This is a genomic window from Clostridium sp., assembly GCF_032552055.1.
In the GTDB taxonomy this organism is placed as follows: Bacteria; Bacillota; Clostridia; order Clostridiales; family Clostridiaceae; genus Clostridium.
Genome location: NZ_JAWGSV010000111.1, coordinates 1 through 10058, shown reverse-complemented (window position 1 = coordinate 10058; position 10058 = coordinate 1). Strand labels below are relative to the sequence as shown.

At 29.5% G+C, this 10058-nt stretch carries 6 protein-coding genes; 2 read left to right on the top strand and 4 right to left on the bottom strand.

What is annotated here, in order from left to right; all coding sequences use genetic code 11:
• The coding region (locus E6248_RS08985) for a 4-alpha-glucanotransferase (protein WP_316340481.1) at positions 1-156 on the bottom strand (156 nt) is incomplete at its 3' end.
• A 434-nt stretch (positions 157-590) separates the two neighbouring features.
• On the opposite strand from E6248_RS08985, the gene E6248_RS08980 reads away from it, so the two are divergent.
• Positions 591-2537, top strand: a complete 1947-nt coding sequence (locus E6248_RS08980) for an amylo-alpha-1,6-glucosidase (RefSeq protein ID WP_316340480.1) — start codon at positions 591-593, stop codon at positions 2535-2537.
• A 154-nt stretch (positions 2538-2691) separates the two neighbouring features.
• Here E6248_RS08980 and pulA read toward each other — a convergent pair whose 3' ends face one another.
• Positions 2692-4587 (bottom strand): type I pullulanase, encoded by a 1896-nt coding sequence (gene pulA, locus E6248_RS08975; protein WP_316340479.1) that lies wholly within the window; start codon positions 4585-4587, stop codon positions 2692-2694.
• Positions 4588-4605: 18 nt separating this feature from the next.
• Positions 4606-6756, bottom strand: a complete 2151-nt coding sequence (locus E6248_RS08970; RefSeq protein ID WP_316340478.1) for a TIM-barrel domain-containing protein — start codon at positions 6754-6756, stop codon at positions 4606-4608.
• A gap of 264 nt (positions 6757-7020) precedes the next feature.
• Between E6248_RS08970 and E6248_RS08965 the strand changes: the two genes are divergently transcribed.
• Positions 7021-8253 carry a helix-turn-helix transcriptional regulator gene (locus tag E6248_RS08965; protein ID WP_316340477.1) on the top strand — a complete coding sequence of 411 codons (1233 nt, stop codon included), beginning with the start codon at positions 7021-7023 and terminating at the stop codon, positions 8251-8253.
• Between the two features lie 186 nt (positions 8254-8439).
• Here E6248_RS08965 and E6248_RS08960 read toward each other — a convergent pair whose 3' ends face one another.
• Positions 8440-9981 (bottom strand): AbgT family transporter, encoded by a 1542-nt coding sequence (locus E6248_RS08960; protein WP_316340476.1) that lies wholly within the window; start codon positions 9979-9981, stop codon positions 8440-8442.
• Between the last annotated feature and the right edge of the window lie 77 nt (positions 9982-10058).

The following is a 10058-nucleotide window of genomic DNA, read 5'->3' as shown; positions in this document are numbered from 1 at the left end:
CCCATAACTAGTAGGACCAAGGGGTAATATCTGCCAATAGCTTTGATTTGCTTTTTCTAAAAAATCTATAAAGTTATATGCTTCAATTCCAAATGTCCCTATTCCATGATTTGAAGGTAAAGAAAATATTGGGAATATAATGCCACTCTTTCTCATACTACAACCTCTATCATTACTCAGTATTGTTTAATCAAATTTTATTTAAGTATCTTTTCGAAAAGTATTAACTTGTACCTAAAGTATATCATTCTAAAATTTGTAAGGTCAACAATATTAAGGCTTTTTAGGTATGTAAAACTAAGGGCTGGAAAGGTTCTTTAAGCATTGGTTTTCATCCTAAGATTTTTCACTTTTTAGTGTTTTACCCTACTTATATTTGAAAAATCCGTCTTAAAGCATTGATATCTCTACATTCCTTTAACTGCTAAAATTACTATAAAATTTCTCAATTTATCCTTTTCAAAGTATGCAATCTTGACTTTATATTAGCCTCTTTGATACACTCTAGGAAAATTTAAGAATTATTTACAGATATTTAAGGCAAATTACATTCTATATTTCTCACACAATAAAATAAAGAAGGTGTTTATATGAAATTTATTTATGGAAAAAATGATTTTAAGGATTTTAAAAGTGGTAATTCATATTGCTATTTATTAACTAATGGATTAGGTGGATACTCAAGTACAACTATTGTTAACTCCCTTACAAGAAATGACCACGCACTTTTTGTAGCAAGTACAACTGCACCAAATATAAGAAAAACCTTAATTAGTAAAATAGAAGAAATACTTCATATTGGGGATAAAAAGGTATATTTAAGCTCTCAAGAATATGTTTGCTATACTAAGAATAAAGAAGGCTATCAAAACTTAAGTAGTTTCACACAGGAATATTTGCCTACTTGGACATACTTCTTTGATGGCATTGAAGTTAAAAAGACTATTGTAATGGAGCATAGTAAAAATACATTAGGAATTAAATACGAAATAGAAAATAGAACTGAACATAGTGTATCCCTTGAGGTAATTCCAGTATTCCAATTCTGTGATAGGGGAACTATTTTAAATACTCCTAAAAGCTATAAAGTCATTGACAATATAGTTTCTACTGATGATATCACTATGTATGTACATTCAAATTACTCAAGAAAATCACAAAGAGAATTAGAATTTATTAATGATTATTATTTTGATTACGATGCTTGTGATGGAAGAAATTCAGTAGGATCTGGATCAACTTTTATTTCATACTTTTATGATTGCAATAAAGAATCAAGAGAATCCTATGAACTAATCTTTACTCTAGAGAAATCCTGTAAAGATGTACAAACTATTATAAATAATGAAATTACTAGACAAAAGGATTTAATAAATAAATCAGGCTTTAAAAATGAAATTGCTAAGACTTTAGTTAGAGCTAGTGACCAATTTATAAGTAATAGGGAATCTACTAATTCAAAAACAATTATGGCTGGATATCCATGGTTTGGAGACTGGGGCAGAGATACAATGTTTTCTCTTTTAGGATGTTGTATTAGTACAAAAAGATATGAGGATGCTAAAGATATATTTAGAACCTTTATTAAATATATAAATAAAGGTCTAATGCCAAATCTTTTCCCTGAAGGTGAAAATGATCCACTATACAATACTGTAGATGCGTCACTTTTATTTATCTATGCCTTATACGAATACTATATATCAAGTGGTGATTTAGATTTTATTCGTAATGAAGGTTATTCAGCAGTTTTAGATATAATTAAGTGGTACAAGGAAGGAACAGACTTTGCAATTTATATGGATGAAGACTATTTAATTCATGCTGGTGAAGGTTATGACCAAGTTACTTGGATGGATGTTAGATATGAAAATATTTTACCTACTGCAAGGCATGGTAAGCCTGTAGAAATAAATGCTTTTTGGTATAATGCATTAAAAGTAGCAGAGTTCTTTGGAAATAAATTTAATAAAGATGTTTTAGAATTTTATACATTAAGTGAGAAAGTAAAGGAATCCTTTAATAATAAGTTTTGGAATAAAAAAGAAAACTGTCTTAAAGACGTAGTCTCTGGTAATCCTTACGATTATCAAATAAGATCAAATCAAATATGGGCTGTAATGGTACCTTTTACTCCATTATCAAAAGAAAAATCAAAAGCTGTTGTAGACAAGGTTTATGAAGTTCTATATACACCTTATGGCCTAAGAACCCTAAGTAAATATGATAAGGAGTTTGTACCTGAATATAGTGGTAGTCACTTTAAACGAGATATGTCCTATCATCAAGGTACTGTATGGCCATTCCCCCTTGGAGGATATTATCTTTCATACTTAAAAGCAAATGATTATTCTAAAGAGTCCAAGGACAAAGTCTTAGAACAACTTGAAGTCTTCGAATCTTGCCTAAGAGAAGGATGTGTAGGGCAAATAGCTGAAATTTATGATGGCTTAAATCCGACTAAATCTAATGGCTGCTTTGCCCAAGGATGGAGCGTTGGAGAAATCCTTAGAGTCTACGACGCAATCTTATCATAAAATGCGTGGCATTTTATTAATGAAAGAATGAAAAAATTAAAAAATGAAAGAATGCATATAAAAAATCCTTACAGATTTTTTTATAAGGTAATCTTTAAAACAAAGGAGGTTTTGCATAGCAAAACCTCTTCTTTGATTCTTTCATTTTTTCATTTTAAACTATTAGTCCAACTAGAGTTGATAGACCTTCACATACTAGTTTATCTGACTTTATTTCATTTATACCCTCTATTCCTGCCTCTTCCTTATTTACTACTACTTTTATTACTTCTTCCCTATCTAGGTTAACTTCTATATTTGATTCATTTGCATTATGAATTACAATGATTTCTTTAATATTACCATTTATGTTAGCTAATTTATAAGCTATAGAATTAGATGGTGAATTAATAAACTTAAAGCAAGACTTTATTTCCTCTACTGTTCTCATTCTAAAGGCTGAATATTCTTTTCTAAGCTTTATTAACCCTTTTACATATTCAACAGTATCCATATTTTCAGATTTTCTAAGCCAATCCATATTATTAATTTCATCACTTAAATTATAGGTATTATCTATTCCATTCTTAGTTCTTAAAAACTCTTGACCTGAATGAATAAATGGAATCCCTTGTGATAATAAAACTATAGAAGTACCTAGTCTATGCATATACTTCAGCTTATTTTCATCACTTATTGTAAGCTTTAGTCTGTCATAAAGAGTATGATTATCATGACATTCAACATAGTTTACTACTTGATTAGGATTTACATCACCCCAGGTATTAATTTCTTCAGAGTATTTAATACCCCCTACAATAGTCTTTTTAATATATATTTCTTTATTATAACCACCATTTATAAAGCCCTTATCCTGTAATAAGAAGGCATTGCCTCTTATTCCATCACGAGCTACATCATTAAAAAATCCTATATTCTTCATTTTATATGCATTTCTTTGAATTGCCTTTTTATCCTTAGGCAAAATGCTATTCATGTCCCATCCTTCACCAATAATAATTATATTAGAATCAATTTTATTTAGTTCTTCTCTAATTAAATTCATTGTATTAATATCAATTAAACCCATTAAATCAAATCTAAATCCATCTATTTGGTATTCTGTAACCCAGAACTTTACTGAGTCCACAATAAATTTTCTAACCATAGCATTTTCTGAAGCAATAGCATTACCACACATACTTTCATTGGATAACTTCCCATTATTGTATCTAAAATAATAGCCTGGCATTAATTTATGAAAGCCTGATTTAAAAACATCATACATATGGTTATAGACTACATCCATTATTACATTGAGCCCATTCTCATGTAATACCTGTATTGCTTCTTTTAATTCCTTTATTCTACATATTGGATTATGTGGATCTGTTGCATAGCTTCCCTCCGGAACATTATAATGAGCTGGGTCATACCCCCAATTATATTGAGCATCTTGAGGTAGACTCTCATCTATGCTATCAAAATCGTATATAGGCATTAATTGTACATGTGTAATACCCAAATCCTTAATATGAGATAAACCTGTCTTAGTTCCATTACTGCTAAAAGTATTATCTTCAGTAATACCTAAATACTTTCCCTTATTACTTATGCCCGAATTAATATCACTTGAAATATCTCTTATACTTACTTCATAGATGATAGAGTCTGTTCCATATAACTTCTCTGGCCTTTTATGATTAATAAACCCAGATGGATTTGTCTCAATCATATTAACTATTGCAGCTTTTTCACCATTGACTGAAAGAGCCTTAGCATATGGATCAACCCCCTCATTAATATTGTTATCTATAGTAGATAGAAAAGTGTAGTATTTCCCTTGTAAATTCTCTTTAAAAGTAATCTCCCAAATACCCTTTTTCTTCTTTGTCATACTATAGATTTTCTTATTTATCTCTTTATAATTATCATAAATACATATTTCTATAGAATCAGCTAGTGGTGACCAAACTTTAAAAGTTGTGTAATCAGCTGTTACTGTGCACCCTAAATCTTCACCATCATAATAATACAAATCATTAATTTGCTTTATATCAAGTTGTGCCATATACCCTCCCCATAATACTTATAAATTAACTACATCAGAAATTATTTTACCTTCTCCAGTAATTATAGTTACATTTAACCTTTTAACTTCTAAATTACCCTTATTAACTGCGTTAATATTATGCTTATCTCTATCTATAGATATAGTAATATCTATACTTGAATTAACACCTTTCTTATAATCATTACTAATTCCATCATCATCGTATAAAGTATATTCTGCTTCACTTTCCACAAATGCAATAATATTTAATGTTTCAGAATTTATATCTTTTGTACTTTGAGCAGGCTCTCCTAGTACTAACATTTTATTTCTTCTTATAAATACACTGAATTCATTTATATCAACATCGATATAGTTATGTCCTTTTTTAATGATTTCAAAATCTTTGCTTGTATGATCTTTTACTTTCCATAAAAGCATATCTTCAGGAGTATATACATATCTTCCTCTCTTATTTGGTTCATAAATAGGTGCAATCATTATAGAATCTCCAATAAGTAATTGATCCTCTACCTCTTTTGAAAGCTTATCCTCATATTCAATACCTAGTTGCTTTATAAACATCTCACTATTATTTACAGCCTTCATAAATTCTGAGTAAAGATATGGAATCATTGCATACCTAAATTTAATAGTATTTTTAATTATCTTCTCTACTTCTAAATCAAAAGCAAAAGGTTCTTGATACTTAGTCCCTAGGGCTGAATGATTCCTATAAAGTGGTGTAAATATGCTTAGTTGATTCCATCTTACAGCTAGCTCTGGATCTATATTACTGCCAAAGCCACAAGTATCAGCACCAGAATATAAAAATCCACACATGTTAAGTGATGGCATCATCTTCATATTTAATACTATATGTTCCCACCAAGATGAATTATCACCAGTCCAAATACCTCCATATCTATGTGCTCCTATATAAGAGGCTCTTGAGAATAGTAAAAATCTCTTATTTTCATCAATAGTATCAAAGCCTTCACTAGCAGCCTTTGTCATATTATATCCGTAAATATTATGCACATCATAATGATTAACTAGTCCATTTTCAGTTTTATGATAAAAACTCTTATAATCATTAACATTATTCTTTAAATTATTTACTATATCCATTAACTTAAAGAAAGAATCTACATTAAGTTCTAGTTTCTTAAGTTCATCAATCTTTCTATATGCCTCTTCTATTCCACCTTCACTATAAAAAATAGCTGGTTCATTCATATCATTCCAGAAACCTTCTACTCCATTATCTATAAGCTCCTTATACTTTCTTCCAAACCAAAGTCTAGCATCCTTATTTAAGAAATCTGGGAAATGAACTTTTCCAGGCCAAACAGCAGCAACGAATGGATCATTGTTTTTATCAACTGCAAAATAGTTTCCTCTTATTCCTTCTTCATAAATATCATAACCTTCTTCTATCTTTACACCTGCATCTATTATTGGAATAATTTTAATTCCATTTTCCTTTAATCTTTTATTTAATGAGTCAAACCCCCTAAACCTTTCTTCACTTAATGAAAAGTCTTTGTAATCATCCATGTAGTCTAAATCTAAACAAATGCCATCTAAAGGGATACCTTTTTCAATAAACTTATTTGCTATTTCTTCAACTTCTTCACCTGTCTTGTATCCCCATCTACTCTGTATATATCCAAAAGCCCACTTTGGAGGAACATAGCTCTTACCTATAATCTTTAAGAACTCATGAATTATTTCCTTTAAGGATTCCCCTTCAATAATATAAATATTAGTATCTGCGCCTTCTATATTAATATTAAAGTTTGATCTTACATTATATCCTACATCAAAAGTAACTTTACTTGGGAAGTCTATAAACATTCCAAAAGTATTGCTTCCTTCTATTATAAAAAAGTTATGTGCCCCATAAAGAGATTTTTTTTCAGGTGTATGACATGGATCATCACTGCAAAAGCTCTCATAAATATATCCTCTTTTATTTATACCTCTCATATTTTGTCCAAGGCCATATACCTTATCATCTTTACTCATTTTATAATTAAGCTTTATTTCATTACCTATCTCTATGTTAAAATACTTAAAATCTCCAGGACAATTTCTATCACCTTTATTCACTACTGCTTCAGTTTCTATTGGATTACCTATCTCATATCTACTAATTTTTTCAGTTATATAGTATTTTCTCATATATATCCTCCTAGCCATATTTATACTTTTTTAAGGTTCCTCAATTTACTTTATAGTAACAAAATACCTATATGCCTTCAATGAAATTAGGGCATATTAGCCATTGAGAAATTCACATTAAATTATATATTTAAGATAATCATATTTACCTATAATTTCACATACACTATATCAGTTATAAATTTAGGATTTATTGACTTATACAATTTTATTATGTTAACCTATAGAAAATACTGTTAATTTAACAAATGAGAGGTTTTTTAAATGGATAATGTATTATATAAAAATAATCAAAAGGTAATTGGCTCTATAGTTCGATTGAATAGAATAAAAAAGAATATGAGTCAGAAGGAATTGGCAAAGGGAATTTGCGTACCTTCATATTTAAGTCGTATTGAAAATGGAGAATTATTACCTAGTGAAGATGTTATTTCTATTCTATTTGATAGACTTGGTTTAAAGTACAATGATGATGACGAATTTATAGAAAATGGCCTTCAAGAATTTGAAGAATTCTTTGATAACCTGAATTTTAATGAATTTGATAATACTAACAAGCTTTTTATTGGAATAGAAGAAAAAGAAGAAGCTTATATTACCTCACCTCTAATCTTAGATTATTATCTAGTTAAGCTTGCGAGATATTGCAGTACCCCAGAAAGAGACAAGTTTGAAAGTGCTAAAAACTCTATTATTGCAGCCTATGACTTATTATCTCAAAATCAGGAATACTTATATAATTTTTATATTGGTGTTGATACATTAAATGTTAAGGGTGACATTGAAGAAGGTAAAAGTTATATAGAAAAAGCCTTATCATCAAAAGAGACAGGTCATTGTTATTACTGGCTTTCTTATGTTTATAGAGTAAAAAATAATCCTATAAAGGCCTATGATAATATAAAAAGAGCCTTATCCTTATATGTAGAAGAAGGAAATTTCATTAGCATAATGGAAAGCTATGAAAAGACAGCTGAAGTTTATTTTATGCTTGATAATCATGCGGATGCTATTACTTACTTAAAAATGGCTCTTAGAATGGCAAAGAAGCTTAATAATTCATACTATATTGAATATACAAATTCTAATATCGCTTGGTCTTATTTTAAAATTCAAGATTATAATAAAGCTTTAAGCTGCTTAAGAAATAATTCTGGCTTAATTGATCATAGACTAATTATACCTGATTCGATGATCGAGTCATTAATATACTTTACTTTAAAAGATAAAGAAAAGCTAAGAATATCAATAAATAAGCTATTTTCACCTGATTCAATTGAACATCTAGGCGAAGAAATGTCAAATATATTCTTTAAGTTCTTTACATTTTATTTAGAAAATGATAATTATTTAAAAAGTCCAATTTGGGAAGGCCTATTAATTTATATTATAGATGGAACTACTATGCTTGTAGAGCTAAGGAAAGTTTTTGTTTCATATTTAAAAGAATATTATATTCACAATAGACGATATAAAGATGCTCTGTTTTTAGAATAAATTTTTTATACTATTAAGTTTACTCTAATCAAAAATATGGAACTGCTACACAATATAAAATAAAGAATCAGTTTTAGAACTCCTAACGGAGTTTAAAGACTGATTCTTTTTAGTAATTATTCAAAATTTATTTTAAATTATTAATGGGGCTGTTTTTATAACAACCCCATTCTATATATTAAAATCTTATAATGTTACGTTAACCCCTGGTCCTAATGGTATTCCAAGTACGAACCAAACGATAAGTAATATTGTCCACCCTATTAAAAATGCTATAGAATAAGGAAGCATTGTAGATATTAATGTTCCTACTCCTGACTTCTTGTCATACTTTTCAGCAAAGGCAACTATTAATGCAAAATAACTCATAAGAGGAGATATTATATTAGTAGTTGAATCACCTATTCTATAAGCCATTTGTACTAATGCTGGTGAATTACCTAATTTCATAAGCATCGGAACAAATACAGGAGCCATTATAGCCCATTTTGCTGAAGCAGATCCCATAAATAAGTTAATAAATGCTGTTAATATTACAAAGGAAATTATTAGTGGTATTCCTGTAAATCCAGCACCTTCTAAGAAGTTTGCTCCATTTACTGCTATCACTATACCTATGTTAGTATAACTAAAGTATTGTACGAATTGTGCCGCGAAGAATACTAATACTATATATCCTCCCATTGTTGACATACTTTTACCCATTAGTGATATTACGTCTTTATCATTCTTAACAGTTTTACTTCCAATTCCATAAGCAACACCTGGTATAAAGAATAATAATGCAATTATTGTTACTATAGAATCCATAAATGGTGAGTTAAGTATCTCATTAGTTTCTGGATTTCTTAAAACTCCATTTGGAAGTAAAGTTATACCTATTAAAACTAAAAATATTAATAATGCAATTCCAGCAAATTTTAATCCTCTTTTTTGTTCTGCCGTAATATCAGTTAATACAGCCTTTTCTTCACCCTTATATTCACCTAATTTAGGCTCAACTATTTTTTCAGTTACTATTGTTCCTATTATAGTGATTACAAAAGTTGATGCCATTATAAAGTACCAATTATCTGCTGCTCCAACTGAAGCTGTATCAGAGAATAATTTAGCACCTTCAGTAGTTATCCCTGCTAGTAGTGCATCTGTAGGTCCTACTAAAAGATTTGCACTATATCCACCAGATACCCCTGCAAATGCAGCTGCTAAACCAGCTATTGGATGTCTTCCAAAGCTTAAGAACACGATAGCACCAAGTGGCACTAAAACAACATAACCTGCATCAGAAGCTATACTAGACATAACTCCTGCAAATACAACAACAACTGTGATTAATCTTTTAGGAGTGCTTGTAACAAGCTTTGTTAATAATGTTCCAATAAGTCCTGTACCTTCTGCAACTCCAACTCCTAGTAAAGCTACTAAAACTGTTCCAAGCGGAGCAAAGCTAGTAAAGTTCTTTACTGCAGAAGTAAACATATATCTAATTCCTTCAGGTGTAAGTAAGCTTACTACACTTGCAGTCATTTCTTTTATCTCCATTGTGCTTCTATCTAATCCTGTGTATGTAACAGAAACTCCCATCTTAGCCATTATAGCTGATACCCCGATGATAATAGCACATAATATAACGAATATTGTAGCTGGATGAGGTAGTTTATTACCTATCCTTTCGATTCCTGCCAAAATCCCTCTATTAGGGTTGGCTTTTTTTTCTTTTGTTTTCATATTAAATATCCCCCTTAAATTGCAAATATTTTAAATCCAAAGTTTCATTAAACATAAAATTTAAATATATATGTTTT